At 43.1% G+C, this 15001-nt stretch carries 14 protein-coding genes and 4 tRNA genes; 10 read left to right on the top strand and 8 right to left on the bottom strand.

Going from position 1 to position 15001, the window contains the following annotated elements:
• Nucleotides 1-33: 33 nt before the first annotated feature.
• The 3 genes from ACHUFM_RS08250 to ACHUFM_RS08240 form a co-directional block, all read right to left on the bottom strand.
• Complete coding sequence (locus ACHUFM_RS08250) at nucleotides 34-564, bottom strand: restriction endonuclease (protein ID WP_394181599.1); 531 nt, start codon at nucleotides 562-564, stop codon at nucleotides 34-36.
• Nucleotides 565-566: 2 nt separating this feature from the next.
• Complete coding sequence (locus ACHUFM_RS08245) at nucleotides 567-1493, bottom strand: hypothetical protein (protein WP_394181292.1); 927 nt, start codon at nucleotides 1491-1493, stop codon at nucleotides 567-569.
• A 704-nt stretch (nucleotides 1494-2197) separates the two neighbouring features.
• Entirely contained in the window at nucleotides 2198-3187 is a 990-nt protein-coding gene (locus tag ACHUFM_RS08240) for an MBL fold metallo-hydrolase (RefSeq protein ID WP_394181290.1), read from the bottom strand.
• 323 nt (nucleotides 3188-3510) lie between these two features.
• Here ACHUFM_RS08240 and ACHUFM_RS08235 point away from each other — a divergent pair, with 323 nt between their 5' ends.
• The 4 genes from ACHUFM_RS08235 to hpaR all read left to right on the top strand — a co-directional run bounded on the left by ACHUFM_RS08235 (nucleotide 3511) and on the right by hpaR (nucleotide 7506).
• Nucleotides 3511-4680: a p-hydroxyphenylacetate 3-hydroxylase oxygenase component gene (locus tag ACHUFM_RS08235; RefSeq protein WP_394181288.1), complete on the top strand. Its 1170-nt coding sequence runs from the start codon at nucleotides 3511-3513 to the stop codon at nucleotides 4678-4680.
• 40 nt (nucleotides 4681-4720) lie between these two features.
• Nucleotides 4721-5635 (top strand): p-hydroxyphenylacetate 3-hydroxylase reductase component, encoded by a 915-nt coding sequence (locus ACHUFM_RS08230; protein WP_394181286.1) that lies wholly within the window; start codon nucleotides 4721-4723, stop codon nucleotides 5633-5635.
• Between the two features lie 120 nt (nucleotides 5636-5755).
• Nucleotides 5756-6937 carry an MFS transporter gene (locus tag ACHUFM_RS08225; RefSeq protein ID WP_394181284.1) on the top strand — a complete coding sequence of 394 codons (1182 nt, stop codon included), beginning with the start codon at nucleotides 5756-5758 and terminating at the stop codon, nucleotides 6935-6937.
• Nucleotides 6938-7083: 146 nt separating this feature from the next.
• The gene (gene hpaR / locus ACHUFM_RS08220; RefSeq protein ID WP_394181282.1) at nucleotides 7084-7506 is read left to right on the top strand and encodes a homoprotocatechuate degradation operon regulator HpaR; all 423 of its coding nucleotides are present in this window, start codon (nucleotides 7084-7086) and stop codon (nucleotides 7504-7506) included.
• 22 nt (nucleotides 7507-7528) lie between these two features.
• On the opposite strand, the gene ACHUFM_RS08215 is transcribed toward hpaR, so the two are convergent.
• Nucleotides 7529-8449, bottom strand: a complete 921-nt coding sequence (locus ACHUFM_RS08215) for a LysR family transcriptional regulator (RefSeq protein WP_394181280.1) — start codon at nucleotides 8447-8449, stop codon at nucleotides 7529-7531.
• A gap of 111 nt (nucleotides 8450-8560) precedes the next feature.
• On the opposite strand from ACHUFM_RS08215, the gene ACHUFM_RS08210 reads away from it, so the two are divergent.
• The 6 genes from ACHUFM_RS08210 (at nucleotide 8561) to ACHUFM_RS08185 (ending at nucleotide 14310) form a co-directional block, all read left to right on the top strand.
• A complete protein-coding gene (locus tag ACHUFM_RS08210) occupies nucleotides 8561-9322 on the top strand; it encodes a 5-oxoprolinase subunit PxpA (RefSeq protein ID WP_394181278.1) in 762 nt (253 codons plus the stop codon).
• A 41-nt stretch (nucleotides 9323-9363) separates the two neighbouring features.
• Entirely contained in the window at nucleotides 9364-9612 is a 249-nt protein-coding gene (locus ACHUFM_RS08205; protein WP_394181276.1) for an acetyl-CoA carboxylase, read from the top strand.
• Nucleotides 9613-9615: 3 nt separating this feature from the next.
• Nucleotides 9616-11019 (top strand): acetyl-CoA carboxylase biotin carboxylase subunit, encoded by a 1404-nt coding sequence (locus ACHUFM_RS08200; protein ID WP_394181274.1) that lies wholly within the window; start codon nucleotides 9616-9618, stop codon nucleotides 11017-11019.
• Nucleotides 11000-11887: a 5-oxoprolinase subunit B family protein gene (locus tag ACHUFM_RS08195; protein ID WP_394181272.1), complete on the top strand. Its 888-nt coding sequence runs from the start codon at nucleotides 11000-11002 to the stop codon at nucleotides 11885-11887. The genes ACHUFM_RS08200 and ACHUFM_RS08195 overlap by 20 nt, the downstream gene beginning before the upstream one ends.
• Nucleotides 11877-12857, top strand: a complete 981-nt coding sequence (locus tag ACHUFM_RS08190; protein WP_394181270.1) for a 5-oxoprolinase subunit C family protein — start codon at nucleotides 11877-11879, stop codon at nucleotides 12855-12857. The genes ACHUFM_RS08195 and ACHUFM_RS08190 overlap by 11 nt, the downstream gene beginning before the upstream one ends.
• Nucleotides 12858-12990: 133 nt before the next feature.
• Nucleotides 12991-14310 carry a purine-cytosine permease family protein gene (locus tag ACHUFM_RS08185; RefSeq protein WP_394181268.1) on the top strand — a complete coding sequence of 440 codons (1320 nt, stop codon included), beginning with the start codon at nucleotides 12991-12993 and terminating at the stop codon, nucleotides 14308-14310.
• Between the two features lie 187 nt (nucleotides 14311-14497).
• Here the strand turns inward: ACHUFM_RS08185 and ACHUFM_RS08180 are convergent.
• The 4 genes from ACHUFM_RS08180 to ACHUFM_RS08165 form a co-directional block, all read right to left on the bottom strand.
• Nucleotides 14498-14573 (bottom strand) — tRNA-Val (locus tag ACHUFM_RS08180).
• Between the two features lie 135 nt (nucleotides 14574-14708).
• Nucleotides 14709-14785: transfer RNA gene (locus ACHUFM_RS08175), tRNA-Asp, on the bottom strand.
• Between the two features lie 34 nt (nucleotides 14786-14819).
• Nucleotides 14820-14895 (bottom strand) — tRNA-Val (locus ACHUFM_RS08170).
• Between the two features lie 29 nt (nucleotides 14896-14924).
• A tRNA-Asp gene (locus tag ACHUFM_RS08165) sits at nucleotides 14925-15001 on the bottom strand.

Here is a 15001-nt window from a genome sequence, read left to right as displayed (position 1 = left end):
GAAAATTTATCCGACAGCAGCGCCTTGTTATGCCTAAAGCACTTTGTGAACATACAACCCGCAATATCGCTTCTTAATTAGTGCCCTAATATCATCAAGAGAAGTTAAGGCGCGAATATCATCCATTGTGATAACGATGACTCTTATTCCATCTTGTAAGGCGCTAGTTAAAATTCCTACTGCACCAGGGTCGGTGCCATCACCTCTCACAAAACCTCCAGTGACTCCATTGGCTGCCACAAAGATTCCAGTGGTTAATGCACGCCTTCTTACTTTATTTACAAAGTTATCTAACACTGGGGCACCAACTGTAGCGCTCCAATTTTTACATTCAACCAGTATGACGGAATCCCATGGGCGTAATATTTCTTCAGTTTGAGCATTCCAAAGTACTATGTCTATTTCTTCAGAAGGCATCCGAATATCATGCTCAGTAATATCTACACCTTCTAGATGCTCAAACATATATATTGACAGAAGCTCGAAAGACTGACCTTTCTGCTGATTTGTGGTCGCGGCATCAACTTGAGTGATTAAAGTTCTAAAATGATTAATATCGAACATCACTAGAACTCCTGACCGTACAGGAGTTCTCTAACTTTTGATTTCACGAGGAATAGTAAGTCGCTAGGATTTCTTACATTTATAAGATCGTCCCGATCCAACGCGATAGCGTTGATACCCTCTTCAACGCGAAGCCTATTAAGTAAATTTTTAGTCCTTTTATCATTTAATCCAGTAGTTGCTAGGATAAGACCTTTGATTCCTGACTTTTTACTCATATGGAGGAACTGATGGAGCATAGAGATATTCATTGATCCAATAGCTTTAATTTCTACTGCTATTGGATTTCCTAAAATCGCTAGCTCTGAGTCCTCCTGTGAGTTCCATATTACAAGATCAAATCCCCGATCTCTTCTGCTATCAGATTCAATAACTTCCCAGCCTTCGATGCCCGCCGCGATTTCTGCAAACCACCGCTCAAACAATTGGCCTCTTCTAGAGCCCTCAGCGGCAAACAAATCACGGAAATTCCCAGACGGACTAAAGTCTTGAGATACAGAATATTGCTTTTGCTCATTTCTAGGACCGAGATAACCAGATTTTTTTCTAGTCGCATCTTCGATAGCTTCTTTGAGTTGAAACATAAAATTGTTATCAAAAAGGCTACGTTGAGACGTACTTAAGATACGCTGCCCTCTGATTTCAGGTGGTAGAGAGTATTCGTGGTCGGTGACGATAACTACAGGCTTTCTTGCTCCATGTGCTAGCCCTATTTGATAATAAAGACTGTCATTTTTATTATTTACGAAAGCAATCAACACATCACATAGATTGATTAACCCCCAAATAGCCCCTGAAATAGTCTCTTGAAATTGAAAATCTTCAATTGTCTCGATTTCATAACCTTCAATTTCAGAGATATGCTTGAGTGCATTTTTTAGCTCGTCTGCTTCATAAGAAAAGCCATTCAAAAGTCCAATTCGTTTCATTTTTCACTCATATATTGCATCTATTATCTGTGAACCACTCAAGGGCATAATTTAAATAATACGAATGCGCGTTATTATTTTTATCCACGGCCTGTTATTTCTGCTGTGGATGCTCTTATCTATTGATACTAAGAGACTTTTTATTTTTCTACCAGCGCAAACGCGCAAAACTGTGATTATTTTTTAGGCAAAGTGAGCCAGCAATTGGCAAAATCAGAAATAAACTGTGTATTTACACAGCTTTATAGCAATGACCCACAAAGAGTGCGTGATGTCTTCTAGCCCTTTCCTCCACTTTATCCGTCATGAGCTACGCCTTCGCGGTTATCGCTAAAAACAGACAAGCCTTACCTTTAATTGGATTAAATATTTTATTCGATTCCAGAAGCGACAATACCCTCAAAACATGGGTGCTGAAGAATATGCCGAGACAAATGATAGAACCCGAAATATCACGAGGTGAGCTGGTGGTTTTAGACTCCGAACAATGGGATTCATCAAATAAAATGCCACGCATCACCGCCCTTATAGCAAAACGAAAAGACAAAGCCATGGGCCCTGCTGCAAGCTTTATAATGGATGAAATAGCGAATTGCCAGACAAAGTAAAGGAAGGTCTGAACATTAAAATACTCGTACGTTTACCCATAAAAAAACAGCTTCTAGTGAAAAATAGAAGCTGTTTAATCGTGTTCTTGTTGTGTTCTATAAACGCTTTTTCTTGGCCTTTTCAATTTCAACTCGGTCTTCAGCGATCCCTCGTAAACGTAATAACTGCGCTTCAAAGCCTTCTTTATCCACCATAGGATGAAGTTCGCCTTCTTGTCGCGTTTTTAGCTTAGCAGCATTTTCTGGCAGATTATTCGAAAAGCCATGGGCAGACAAATGCACTTGTAAGGGTTTTTCATCTCGTTCAACCATCGCCAATATGGCCTCTACACTGCCAATGTAATCTTCCGCTTGCTCTTGGCTACGAATGGCATTCATACCTAGGCCGCCAACAGTGAAGGCTTGATAGGATTTACTGCCATCGTTTACTGTGTATTCATAAGAGGCCGTTCCTGGTGTGTGACCTGGCGTTGCGTAAGCGGTAAAAACATTATCGCCCAGTGTAATTTTAGTGCCATTGTAAACCACCATATCCGGCTCGATCATCTTCCAAGCTCGAGGCGATACTTTCGACATTTCAGCACCTTTTTTCGCTTCGGCAAAACCTTCTGCCGTCATCACAAAACGAGCATTAGGCAATAGAGACTTAAGCTGATAAGCGCCGCCAGCATGGTCAAAATGGCCATGAGTGATCAAAACATATTTCACGTCTTCTGGTTTGACCCCCACTTTATCTAATTTGCCAATCAACTGATCGGCGAAAGGCCCATAAAGAGTATCAATCAACACCGCACCGTCAGACGTTTTGACAACCCAGGAAGAGACCCAACAGATACCAACATAATCGACATTGTCGAACACCTGATAAGGCTCAATAGCCTGAGCCTCTGGGTTTCCAAGCCACATTCCCAACTCTCTTGGCATCTTGCCTGTTTCACCAAATTTTTCGAATTTTTCTAAAATTGGTGCAGATTGACAGCCATTTAAATCCGCCGCGAAAGAAGGTGCTGAGAGTAAGCCTAATGAACACACAGTGAAGGCAGTAACAAGACTCGATGTACGCTTAAAGTAGGTTGTTTCAAACATTGCTTTCTCCATTTTTTATCGATGAACACCATAACAACTAAGCAGAACATTGTGTCGCTTGTGCATGATGTCAAAATCAGTTTTATTATTTTAGAGGAGTGAACCCTTTGTTGATACTAAATATTGTTTAATAACCAAACAATACACTAATCTAGAAATTCTTGACCTATTACTTCCCCCTTTATTTTTTGATCAATAGGCTGAATTCCAGAAAAGTACCAGCAATTGTCTTAAATCTGCATTCTCTTCTGTCGTCATAACACCAATACTTCAAACATCCGCTTTTCCTAAAGCACCCTATAAAAATAATTAAGGTACCTACTATGCAAAGAGCGAATCCATTACTGACTGAATTACAATCCGTGCTGCCAAAAATTGCAGCAAATGCCTCTCAAGCCGAAGAGCTTCGTCAAGCCCCGCAGGAGAACATCGACCTACTGAAGCAAGTCGGGCTTCACAAGGCCTTCTTACCAAAAGCCTACGGTGGTTATGAAATTTCCTTGCCTGAATTTGGTGACTGCATTGCAGCACTCGCGGGAGCCTGCGCCAGTACCGCATGGGCATTCAGTTTATTGTGCACGCACAATCATCAAATCGCCTTGTTCCCCAAACAAGCTCAAGACGACATTTGGAAAGAAGACCCAGATGCCTTAGCCAGCAGCAGTATTGCGCCTTTTGGTAAATATCAAGAAACGGATGGTGGCGTGATGTTCACCGGTGACATGCGCTGGAGCAGTGGTTGTGATCATGCCCAATGGGCGCTGTGTGGCTTCTTACGAGAAAACTCAGAAGGGACAAAAGACCATTGCTTTGCGCTCATTCCTGCCACGGATTACACCATAGATGACGATTGGCAAGCCGCCGCAATGAAAGGCAGCGGAACGAAAACACTCGTCATTCGTGACAAATTTGTACCAGAGCACAGAATTCAAAAAGCCAAAGACATGATGGAAGGCAAGTCCGGTGGTTTTGACTTATACCCTGACAGCAAGATTTTTTATGCTCCCTACCGCCCTTACTTTGCGTCTGGCTTTTCTGCCATCAGTCTAGGTATTGCTGAGCGCATGTTGGAAGTATTCAAAGAGGCAACGCAAGGACGTATTCGTGCTTATACCGGCGCCAAAGTCGGTACGGCGACACCGGCTTTATTACGTATTGCTGAATCGTCTCATCAAGTTATGGCGGCACGGGCTTTCTTAGAAAAAACGTGGGATGAACACGCTGAATATGCTGAAGCACATCGTTATCCAGACCGAGCCAAATTAGCCGAATGGCGTACCAACCAAGCTTATGTGGTAAAAATGTGTATCGAAGCCGTAGATCGTTTGTTCAGCAGCATGGGCGCGAGTCATTGGTATCTAGATAAAGAAGCACAGCGCTTGTTTCGTGATAGTCATGTTACCGGGGCTCATGCCTACACAGATTACGATGTGTGCGCGCAAATCTTTGGACGAGAGTTAATGGGTTTAGAGCCTGATCCTTCTTTACTGTAATTTTCCTTTTTAATCTAGAACAAGAATAAGAGAGAAACGTATGAACTTCGACCCAAAAGAATTTAGAAGAGCACTGGGCAATTTCGCCACTGGCGTGACCGTGGTTACCGCTCAAGACCCCGAAGGCAACAAAGTTGGTGTCACGGCAAACAGCTTTAACTCTGTCTCACTCGATCCACCATTAGTTTTGTGGAGCTTGGTCAAAACCTCCAGCAGCTATGATATTTTTGAAAAATCGGCCCATTTTGCCGTGAATATTTTAGCCGCCGACCAAATCGATTTATCGAATAATTTTGCCAAGCCAAGCGATGATAAGTTCGCAGGCATTGAATACACCCTTGGCGTCGGTAATAGCCCGATTTTGAAAGACACTACCGCCAATTTTCAATGTGAAAAATATCAAGTCATCGACGGCGGAGATCATTGGATTATGATCGGCAAAGTGGTCGCTTTCGAGCACATTGGACGCAATCCATTACTCTATGTCCAAGGCAGTTATGCTGGTGCGATTCCGTTTACCGGGTTAACCGCAACGGATCGAAACAGCACGCCAACTGACGACTTAAAAAGATTGCACAACAATGCCTTCTATTTAATGAATAAAGTTTTGCAAAAAATTCAGGAAAACTACCTACCGAAACAAGCGTCAATTGGTTTAAATACCAGTGAAGCTCGTCTTCTTTTGGTATTGAGTGATGCCCAACAGATCAGCTTAGACACATTAAAAGACTTCGTCACCATTCCTGAAACAGATGTAGAAGCTGGTGTAGAGCGTTTAACCCAAACTGGGCTGATTACCGACTCATTGATACTGACAACAAAAGGCCAAGATATGGCGGCCCGTCTATGGGAGATAGCAAACCAACAACAAGAAGACATTTTTGGTGATTTCAGCGATGAAGAATACAGCAACTTTAAACAGCTAATACAAAGTGTCTTAAAGCAGCTTAATTAACCAGGCTGACGTCGTCGAAAAATCAATGGTCATAACTAAAAAGCAAAAATCTCCTTGTCGAGATTTTTGCTTTTCGTATTTTACAATCCATACACCACACCATGAACCGATGAGTAACCTATGCCCAGCTTCCCCATTAGCTATTTAATTTTTATCGCGATGAGCAGCCCAATTGCTATCAATATACTACTGCCAGCGCTGCCAAACATCGCTAAGCAACTCAATGTTGATATCAGCTTGGTGCAACTGAGCTATTCCCTTTACTTGTGTGCTCTCGCGTTTGGTCAGTTATTAGTGGGCGGTATTGTTAATCACTTTGGCTATCGAAAGACCATGCTACTTGGTCTTTCCAGTTTTACGTTAGGCAGTGCCATTGGTGGCGGTTTCGGCAATATCGAGGGGCTGCTTATCGGCCGTGTTTTACAAGGATTGGGCGGAGCCATTGCGATGTCGTTAGCACGAGCTCTGTTGGTGGACGGCTCAGGAAAAGAAAAAGCCTCACAAAAAATGGGCTACATTATCATGGCAATTGCCATTTCTCAGAGTATTGCACCTCTGATGGGTGGTTTTATTAATAGTGCACTCGGCTGGCAAATTATTTTTGCTGTCTCTGTCCTACAAGGCAGTCTGTTACTAATGCTGACATTAAAGCTTGTCCCTCATCAGGCACAACAAACACAGCGACCCTCATTTAGAGAAAATCTCTCTCAGTATAGAAGCCTATTAAAAGACCGCGACTTTAGAACCTATGCCATCGCAAACACACTCGTTGCGATCTGCTTTTATATTTTTGTCAGTTCATCACCTTATATTGCTGATGCCTTCGATGGTGGTATTCATGCATATGGCTATTGGTTTATGTCCATTTCCATTGCTTTTATGGTGGGAGGCTACCTGAGTACGTTAATTAATCGATATTTGACTCTCGATAAAACCATCGCCATCGGTAACACGATCAGTTTACTTGGCGCATTGCTCTTATTACTCACTCAAGTCTTTTTAGACAGCGGCTACGCTGCGCTATTCTTGCCGATGTGCTTGGTGACTTTTGGTCGGGGCATCAGCCAACCAACCAATCAAACGGCCGCGATTGCCAGTATTACTAGCCAATCCAGTATGGCCGCTGGTTTGATGGGATTTTTACAACTCTTATCTGGAGCAGTATTTGCCCAGTTTATTCCGCTCATCGTTACCAATTTGTCCACGTTGGTTTTTGGGCTCATTTTCGTTTGTATGAGCTTAGCCGTATGGTTACATTTACAACATTGGTCACAAAAAACGATGCGTAATGAAATCAAATAAATCACACTAACAGTACGAAATAGACCAAAACACAAAATAGCCGCCCATTTCGCCCTATGCAAACTGGCAAGCATTTTGCTATATTATTTAGTTAACATATTAAGCACTTTAATGACATTTACCCTCATCGAGTTACCATAAACCCTATGAAAAAATTAGAAGACTCTCTCACGCTACAATTATTAAGATCACGTGAATCCGCCATGCAGTTTTTCCGCCCTATTCTTCAAGAAACCGGCTTCACTGAGCAACAGTGGCGAGTGATTCGAGTCTTAAATGATAACAAACAGATGGACGCCAAACAGCTTGCTGAACGCTGCTGTATTTTAAGCCCAAGCCTCACCCGAATCATTAGTCGCTTTGAAGCAGATGGACTAATCATTCGTAACCGTTCTGAACATGATCAGCGCATTACCTTGCTATCACTGAGCGATAAAGCCACCGAAATTTTTAAAGAAGTCAGTCCTAAAATCGACCAGGCTTACGCCAGTTTGATTGGCAAATTAGGTGAAGAAAAAATGCAGCAATTAAGTCGATTACTCACCGAAGTGACTCGACTAACACCTTAAAATTAATGCGATTCTATTTTATCTAGCTCCGCTTTAGCACATTTTGCTGAGGCGTTAAAAACACTTGTTTGAAATACTCTCTAATAGCATTCATTGCTGGCGTAAAGCGCTTTCCTCGGCGCCAAGCAAGCCCTACATTCATAGGTAAAACGTCTTTATTTAATGAACGCGTATCAATTCGCTTCCCCTCTAAAGACCATGGTCGATAAACAAGATCAGATAAAATAGCAATTCCCAAACCATTGGCCACCATGCTACGAACGGACTCCACTGAAGACGTTCTTAAAATCACATTAGGTTGTAAGTTTTCCCTTTTCCAATATCGCATGGCACTCTGGTCTGCTTCATCGACAGTCAACATGATAAATGGCTCATCAACCAAATCATATAAATGCAAATTAACCTTTTCAGAAAGGGGATGATGACTTGGTAACCAAAGTCTTCGCTCTGAAGCAAAAAGACGCTCAGACACAATCTCAGGATGTGTCAAATTATCCGTTAACACCAGTGCCATATCGATCAAATCGTCCGCTAACCTAGCTTCAATATGCGCTCTCTCATATTCAAATAAGGCCATATCAATATTTGGATACCACTGTGACAAACGCTGTAAGTGATAAGGGAGAAAATAGCCTTGCACAGTATAGCTCGCAGCAAATCGAACCTTACCTTCTGCTTCCTCATCAGTGTGCGGTAGATTCATGGCCTCATCAACGCTTCGCAATACTTGATAAGCATGGTTTAAAAAGTCTCGGCCCCTGTCCGTTAGGCTAACTCCCTGAGTACTTCTTACAAAAAGCTCAACACCCAATAACTCTTCTAAATCCCTTATTGCCGTAGTGACAGCTGACTGAGAGATATTTAAGTGAATAGCCGCCTGTGAAACCTGACCGATTTCGGCTGTCGCCACAAAATACCTTACTTGTTTTAGTGTTAATGCCATTCAATCACCCAGCCATCTGTTTTTCAGATACTACCCTATCAAAAAATAGATCTTTTTAAACACCTTATTTCATTTATATAGTGAACACACGAATAACGCTAAGGAAAAAAAATGAAAGCTGTAGATCTTAATTCGGATATGGGAGAAGGCTTTGGCCCTTGGACAATCGGAGACGGAGTGGATGACGAGATCATGCCACTCATTAGTTCAGCAAACATTGCTACAGGATTTCATGCTGGAGATCCAACCATCATGTCTCATACCGTCAAAGTCGCGGCACAACATGGCGTTGCCATTGGTGCTCACCCTGGTTTCAGGGACCTCGTAGGCTTTGGTCGTCGTCATATCAATGCCAACCCTGAAGAGTTAATCAATGACGTCATGTATCAAGTCGGTGCTTTGAGAGAGATTGCAAAAATGCATGGCTTGACTCTTCAACATGTCAAACCTCACGGCGCCCTGTACATGCATGCTGCCAATAATACAGAGCTAGCAGAATTATTGGTCTCTCGATTACATGCGATGTCTCCGGAACTCATCCTGTATGTAATGAATGGATCCGCGGTTCACAAAGCAGCATGCAAAATGGGTCATCCTGTAATCTGCGAATTTTACGCGGATAGAGATTACGACTCTTCTGGTTCAATCGTGTTTACTCGAAAAGTTGGCGCGTTAGATGCAGATGTCGTTGCACAGAAAGTGTTAAGGGCTTGCCAGGAAGGAAAAGTTCACACTGTTGATGGTGTGGACATAGATATTCATTTTGAATCTATCTGCATACACAGTGACACACCAGGGGCACTTAATTTAGTGAAAACCACACAAAAATTACTCTTGCAAAACGGCATAGATATTCGCCCACCAAGTAAATAATTATTTTAAAACGACATTATCACAAAGATAAGGAACACATTATGACTACTATTGAAATTGTTTCACCGCTTCCCGGCATATTCTATCGAAGACCATCTCCAGACTCTGATGCTTATGTAGATGAAGGAGATGTTGTTGAAAGCACCAGCATTATTGGCTTGATAGAGGTTATGAAACAGTTTTCAGACCTTACTGCTGACACTAAAGGTAAGCTAGTGCGCTTTTGTGTCGAGGACTCTGAACCCGTCGAACCAGGCCAAGTCATCGCTCTGATCGAGGCCGAGGAGTAACGCATGTTTTTTACAAAGCATAAATTATTAGTCGCCAATCGTGGTGAAATTGCAGTACGAATTATTCGTGCAGCACAACAACTTGGCATACCAACCGTAGCAGTCTGCAGTGAAGCCGATAAACTCTCTTTGCCTGCCATGCTAGCAGACGAAGTGGTTAACATTGGCCCCGCTCGAGCGGATCAAAGCTATTTAAAAGGCGAACTGATCTTAAAAGCAGCAAAAGAAACGGGAGCGACAGCCATTCACCCTGGTTATGGTTTTCTGTCGGAAAGTGCCGATTTTGCTGAAGCGGTTGTAGAAGCAGGTCTAATTTTTGTCGGACCAAGTGCAACAACAATTCGTCAAATGGGCGATAAAGCTTGTGCCCGCTCCACAGCTCAGGCCGCTGGCGTGCCCGTCGTACCCGGTTCAGAAGGTGAAATCCATTCCCTTGAAGAAGCGATAAGCACAGCCAAACACGTAGGTTACCCTCTATTAATCAAAGCTTCTGCCGGTGGCGGTGGTCGTGGCATTCGTATCGCGCATGACGACAGCGAACTCGCGAAAGAGTTTGTCATTGCACAGAGTGAAGCCAAAGCCGCTTTCGGCTCAGGGGCCGTCTATTTAGAACGTTTCATAACACAAGCAAGACACATCGAAGTGCAAATCCTAGGTGACGGCGAACAGGCTATTCATCTCTATGAACGGGAATGCTCTTTACAGCGCCGCCGTCAAAAAGTGTTTGAAGAAGCACCGTCGCCGGTATTATCACCTTCGATTCGTGAGAAACTTTGCCACAATGCTGCGGCTTTAGCTCAGCAACTTCATTATAAAGGTGCAGGCACTTTAGAGTTTCTTTACGACGATGCCTCTCAAGAGTTTTTCTTTATCGAAATGAACACTCGCATTCAGGTCGAGCACCCTGTTACCGAAGCAATCACTGGGGTGGATTTAGTGCAATGGATGATCAAAATTGCGCTAGGAGAGCCATTATCCTTGCAGCAGAAAGATATTCATATACAAGGGTCCGCCATCGAGATGCGCATTAATGCTGAAAATCCAGCGAAAGGCTTTTTTCCAAGCCCAGGCTTACTGGAAAGCGTGTCTTGGCCAATCGGTGAAGGGGTCCGTATCGACACACATTTATTCGACAATTACATCATTCCACCATTCTATGACTCTCTTTTAGCTAAATTAATCATACACGGTAATAACCGTCAGCAAGCATTTGAACGCGCCATCATGGCGCTAGATGAAACGCAAATAAAAGGGGTTATAACCACATTACCACTTCACAAAGCATTACTGAAAGAGCCGGACATTCAAGCTGGATTATTTCATACCGGCACATTGGAAGTGTGGTTATCAGAAAACCATGAAAAGCTCATTGATGAGGAGAAGGCTCATGCTGTCACAACCCATTAGATATACTTTCGGTGGCGATGAACAACTGTTTGCGGAAATTTCTGACGAAATGTCGTTAGACGCCTTTTTTAAAAGTTTGAGCATGGTTGAAGCGATAAAAAAACAAGCAATGGAAGGCATCTTAGATGTCTGTTTAGCCAATGCTTCTTTTCAAATTCGTTTTAATCCTGATGTGATTCATCCTGATGACTTATTAATTAAGGTGAAAGCCATTGAAAGTTTAACTCGTCATCAACAATCACAATGCTTAGAAACTAGAATTGTTGAAATACCCGTTTTATACAATGATCCATGGACTCATGAAACGCTAATGCGCTTTCGTGACCGACACCAAGACCCTAATGCGACTGACCTCGAATACGCGGCTCGCATCAACGGCCTACAAGATACTCAGGCCTTTATCGACGCTCACTCAGGATCACCTTGGTTTGTGTCCATGGTAGGATTTGTTTCTGGCTTACCTTTTATGTTTCAAATGGTTGAGCAAGAAAAACAACTAGAAGTTCCAAAATACCTTAGCCCAAGAACCGACACACCCAAGCAAACCCTAGGACACGGTGGTTGCTTTGGCTGTATTTATTCTGTTCGTGGCGCTGGTGGTTATCAAATGTTTGGTATCACTCCCTCTCCTATTTATGACCCACAACAAAGCCTGTCGTATTTTAAAGATTCTATGGTGTTTTTTAGAACGGGGGATATTGTGCAATTCAAGCCACTGGCCAGAGACGAATATGATCATATTCTGGAACAGGTAGAAGCCGGTGACTATGCGCCTAAAACACGTCCTTTTTCTTTTAATTTAGAAGACTATCAAGCCGATCCTGAAGGCTATAAAAAAACCATTATGGAGGTGCTTTATGTCGATTAAAGTCATCAAACCAGGACTCGCGACATCCGTTCAAGACAAAGGTCGTGAAGGTTATTATCATTTAGGCATACCGCCTTCAGGAGCAATGGATCAATACGCCATGACTCTAGCAAATTTATTGCTCAAAAATGATGAAAATGCGGCCGTTCTGGAATGCGCGTTACTTGGTCCTGAGTTACTTTTCCAGCAAGACGCCATGGTCGCCATTTGTGGCGCTCGTATGGCGCCTAAAATTGATGGTCAAATCATGCCATTGGACACCGTCTTAAACATAAAAGCAGGGCAGACTTTAAGTTTTAATTACCCAACGTCTGGCGCACGGGCTTATTTAGCCGTTGCTGGTGGAATGGATGTCCCCATGGCTCTTGGTAGTCGGTCGACCTATACATTGGGTTCCTTAGGAGGATATGAAGGCCGTAGGTTAATCGCGGGAGACGAACTCCCTATTGGACAACCTAACGTTCATTGCCAAGTAGGACAAAGTCTTCCAGAAGAATTCATCACGAACATTGGCAAAGAAACAATACTTCGCATTATTCCAGGTATGTACATTCATCGTCTAACAGATGACGCTGTCGAACGCTTTTATGAGGACAGTTGGACCGTTGGCAGTGAGGCAGACCGCATTGGGTATCGATTTAAAGATGGTCGTCCGATGGATTTCATTCCTCGAAAACCACCTTTTGGCGCTGGCTCCGACCCTTCTAACATCGTTGACGCTTGTTACCCTATTGGGTCTATTCAAATTCCTGCTGGTAAAGAACCCATTGTCTTGCATCGTGACGCAGTATCAGGTGGTGGTTACGCAACCATAGGGACCGTTATCAGCACGGATATGGATTTAATTGGCCAGATGCAGCCAAACTATAAAGCTCGATTTAAACCCATATCGATGGCTGAAGCGTTAACCGCTCGTAAGCTGAAACAAGAAAAATTACAACGAGTCAGAGAGCGACTTAAGCACAGTTAATCTTACCAATTCAGTTGAATCAATTAACGATAGAGTGGCCAAAATAACAATACCTAGCCGCTCAGATCTTTTTGTTTCAAATATCACTGAATCATTCCCCAAAACGCTAAAAAATCATTAAGAGGAACAAAAAATGGCCAATTTAGCATCTGAAGAATCAACTCAAGACAGCTCTAGCTTGCCTATCCCTGATAGTGCAAGAATGGGAGCATTTTCACTAACCATGGCATGGTGGGCTGTTTGTAGCGCCATATTTTATATTGTCGTTGGTGCGTCTCTAGCGCTTAGCTATGGTGCACAAAATGCCATTATTGGTATGGTACTTTCCGTCATTAGTTACGGCATTATTAACGGCATAATGAGTCGCTATGCCATAAAAGAAGGTTTATCTGTTGCCCTCTTCTCTCGGCGTTTATTTGGTAACGCTGGCGCCGCATTAGCAACTCTGATCTTTTTCTCTACTGCCATTTACTATGCGGTATTTGAAGGTTCTGTTATTGCTGTCGCAATCAACAGTGTTTTTCCTTGGTTGGATTACAAATGGGCATCTTTGTTCGTAGTGGTGTACAGCGTTATATTGATTTTTGGCAGCGTGCAAAAATGGTTGGATAAATTTAACGGTGTTCTGCTGCCATTTTATATTCTGGGCTTAATTGCAGCCGTTGTCGTTTCAATTAGTGAATACGGTTATCAATCTGACTGGATGAGCTTAGGCTCTGAAAACCATACTACTTATGGATGGTGGGATTGTTTCACCTATTACATGGGGGTGTGGATTCTCATGCTGTTTACATTCGACTATGCTCGATTTGGCAAAAAGAAAGACAGTAATTATCATGCAAAATACAATTTTGGCATGCCTTTTTACCTCGTCACCTTCTTAATCAATGGTGTCATCGGCATTTACCTAATCGCCAGCATCCCTCAAGATGCCGCACTTAGTGAGGTGTCCGTTGTGTTATCCATCATTAAACTATTAGGCATTTGGGGATTGTTTTTTGTTTGGGTCACACAGACCCGGATCAATACTGCCAACTACTACCTTGCAACCATGAACATGCAGGCGTTTTTTGACAGTCTTTTATCACTCAAAGCACAAAAACTTCTCTGGTCTATCGTTGTCGGCATCGTAGTGTACGCACTCATGCTCTCTGACGTCTTCTCTTATCTTCTACAGGCATTGGCTTATCAAGGTGTCTTTGTGGTCGCGTGGGTTGGCATTGCTTTGGCTCATATTCTATTCAAAAGTCAGCATGACTCGCATGAAAACGTCGAACAGTTTAATGCTTCCGGTTTAGCAGCGTGGTTAATTAGTACACTGGTTGGTTTACTTATCATGAATTCGGGAAACAGTTTCGCTTCTTTCGCAGCGCCACTGACCTTTATCGTGTCGATTGGTATCTACACTGGACTAAAGGGTAAAAATAACAAGGTAATCGTACCAGCCAAATAAATCATGACTGGTCACAAATAAATCGCGACGCTCAATAAGAGTTACCCTATTTGAAAGAGACATCATCTCGATCAAATAAAAAGGGTAACTCTTTTTTCTTTGATCGCATTAAAAGTAACTAACTGGGCATGAAAAATTAATGAACAGAAGGGAATGTCAAACAGAATGATGATGGAATAGTTTTAGATGGTGGGTGTGGAGAGGTTCGAACTCCCGACATTCGCCTTGTAAGGGCGACGCTCTCCCAACTGAGCTACACACCCATTGCCATTTTAGATCTGTCGATCGGAGTTCTTAACTCCCGCTATCTATGCGCCTTGTTAGGACAAAATCCCAACTGAGCTACACACCCATCGTAATGATGGTATTTCTAACCAACTTACCCTATCAAAAGTAAGTGGCGGAACGGACGGGACTCGAACCCGCGACCCCCTGCGTGACAGGCAGGTATTCTAACCAACTGAACTACCGCTCCATTGTCATAGGTTGTTTAGCCACTTTCCTATAAGTGGTGGGTGTGGAGAGGTTCGAACTCCCGACATTCGCCTTGTAAGGGCGACGCTCTCCCAACTGAGCTACACACCCGACTCGTGGTTTTACATCTTGTCGAAAGATGGCGGAACGGACGGGACTCGAACCCGCGACCCCCTGCGTGACAGGCAGGTATTCTAACCAACTGAACTACCGCTCC

Origin of the sequence: Marinomonas posidonica, from assembly GCF_043643765.1 — a bacterium.
GTDB lineage: Bacteria > Pseudomonadota > Gammaproteobacteria > Pseudomonadales > Marinomonadaceae > Marinomonas > Marinomonas posidonica_A.
This window is presented reverse-complemented; position numbering and strand designations above follow the sequence as displayed.

Bases quoted from the DNA above. Each gene is read 5' to 3' on its own strand.
- ACHUFM_RS08190 (WP_394181270.1), top strand. From the start codon at position 11,877: ATGTCGATTAAAGTCATCAAACCAGGACTCGCGACATCCGTTCAAGAC.
- hpaR (WP_394181282.1), top strand. From the start codon at position 7,084: ATGAAAAAATTAGAAGACTCTCTCACGCTACAATTATTAAGATCACGT.
- ACHUFM_RS08240 (WP_394181290.1), bottom strand. From the start codon at position 3,187: ATGTTTGAAACAACCTACTTTAAGCGTACATCGAGTCTTGTTACTGCC.
- ACHUFM_RS08235 (WP_394181288.1), top strand. From the start codon at position 3,511: ATGCAAAGAGCGAATCCATTACTGACTGAATTACAATCCGTGCTGCCA.
- ACHUFM_RS08210 (WP_394181278.1), top strand. From the start codon at position 8,561: ATGAAAGCTGTAGATCTTAATTCGGATATGGGAGAAGGCTTTGGCCCT.
- ACHUFM_RS08205 (WP_394181276.1), top strand. From the start codon at position 9,364: ATGACTACTATTGAAATTGTTTCACCGCTTCCCGGCATATTCTATCGA.
- ACHUFM_RS08225 (WP_394181284.1), top strand. From the start codon at position 5,756: ATGCCCAGCTTCCCCATTAGCTATTTAATTTTTATCGCGATGAGCAGC.
- ACHUFM_RS08230 (WP_394181286.1), top strand. From the start codon at position 4,721: ATGAACTTCGACCCAAAAGAATTTAGAAGAGCACTGGGCAATTTCGCC.
- ACHUFM_RS08200 (WP_394181274.1), top strand. From the start codon at position 9,616: ATGTTTTTTACAAAGCATAAATTATTAGTCGCCAATCGTGGTGAAATT.
- ACHUFM_RS08185 (WP_394181268.1), top strand. From the start codon at position 12,991: ATGGCCAATTTAGCATCTGAAGAATCAACTCAAGACAGCTCTAGCTTG.
- ACHUFM_RS08250 (WP_394181599.1), bottom strand. From the start codon at position 564: ATGTTCGATATTAATCATTTTAGAACTTTAATCACTCAAGTTGATGCC.
- ACHUFM_RS08215 (WP_394181280.1), bottom strand. From the start codon at position 8,449: ATGGCATTAACACTAAAACAAGTAAGGTATTTTGTGGCGACAGCCGAA.
- ACHUFM_RS08245 (WP_394181292.1), bottom strand. From the start codon at position 1,493: ATGAAACGAATTGGACTTTTGAATGGCTTTTCTTATGAAGCAGACGAG.
- ACHUFM_RS08195 (WP_394181272.1), top strand. From the start codon at position 11,000: ATGCTGTCACAACCCATTAGATATACTTTCGGTGGCGATGAACAACTG.